Source organism: Roseateles sp., from assembly GCF_049240545.1.
In the GTDB taxonomy this organism is placed as follows: Bacteria; Pseudomonadota; Gammaproteobacteria; order Burkholderiales; family Burkholderiaceae_C; genus Paucibacter_A.
In genome coordinates, this window is sequence record NZ_JBMLSK010000340.1 from 1 (window position 1) to 1,258 (window position 1,258).

Genomic DNA, 1,258 nt, shown 5'->3' on the forward strand with positions numbered 1-1,258 from the left:
CTTTTCTATCAAGAAAGGGCAAGTCGCATGGAAACAGGGATCAAGCGAACGCAGAGGGACTACACGCTGGCTTTTAAGCTGGCGGTGGTGGAGCAGGTCGAAAAAGGCGAGCTGACGTACAAACAGGCGCAGGCGCGCTACGGCATCCAGGGTCGCTCGACGGTGTTGGTGTGGCTGCGCAAACACGGGCGCCAAGGCTGGGGCGTTGCGGCATCATGTGCGGCCATGCCCCCAGACAAGACCCCCACTGCGCTGACGCCGGAGCAGCAGATCAAAGCGCTGCAAGTGCAACTCAAGCTGGCCAACGAGAAGGCGCAATTGTTCGAGGCGATGCTCGACGTTCTGAAGAAGGACTATGGAGTGCGCGTCGTAAAAAAGCCTTTGGGCAAGTCCTCGCGCAGCAGCTCGTCCAAGGGCTGAGCGTGGCGAGGGCTTGCCGCCACATGGGGCTGAGCCGGCAGGCGCATTACCAAGGCCAGCGGCGCCACGCCCAACGCGCGCAGAAAGCGCAGGCGGTGGTGCAGTGGGTGCGCGATTGGCGACGTCGCCAGCCCAGATTGGGCACGCGCAAATTGCACCACCTGCTGCAAGCGCCACTGGAGCAGGCGGGCATCAAGCTTGGGCGCGATGCACTCTTTGATGTGCTGCGCAACGCCGGGCTGCTGGTGCCTGCGCGGCGCGCGTATCACAAGACCACCGACAGCCATCATCGGTATCGTCGCCACCCCAACCTGCTCAAGGCGGGTGAGCATCGGGTGAGCGCCACGGCTGTTGAGCAGGTGTGGGTGGCAGACATCACCTACCTGCCCACGGCCGAGAAGTTCGTCTACCTGAGCCTGGTGACAGACGCCTACTCACGCAAGATCGTGGGCTGGCACGTGCACGACAGTCTGCAAACCGAGCCGGTGGCACAGGCGCTGAAGATGGCCTTGCGCGCACGCCAGAGCGATCAAGAGTTGGTGCATCACTCTGACCGGGGCGTGCAGTACTGCTCCAGCTACTACCAGGCCATCCACCAGCGCCATGGTCTGCGGTGCTCCATGACCGACGGCTATGACTGCTACCAAAATGCACTGGCCGAGCGGATCAACGGCATCCTCAAAACCGAGTTATTGCTGCAGCGACCGGCCAATCTGGAGCAGGCCAGGCGCATGGTGCGAGAGTCGGTGCAGATCTACAACCACGAGCGGCCGCATTGCTCGCTGAAAATGCAAACGCCCGATGCGGTGCATCGGGCGTCACTGGCCGGCATCTGCCG

General features: G+C 62.7%; 1 protein-coding gene. It reads left to right on the plus strand.

The genetic code is table 11. The features are described 5' to 3' along the window. Positions 1-27: 27 nt before the first annotated feature. A protein-coding gene (locus ACOVRJ_RS21290; protein WP_422045824.1) for an IS3 family transposase occupies positions 28-1,258 on the plus strand; the annotation gives its coding sequence in 2 pieces (ribosomal slippage) (positions 28-385 and positions 385-1,258; 1,232 coding nt annotated over the 2 pieces). This gene is flagged as partial in the annotation.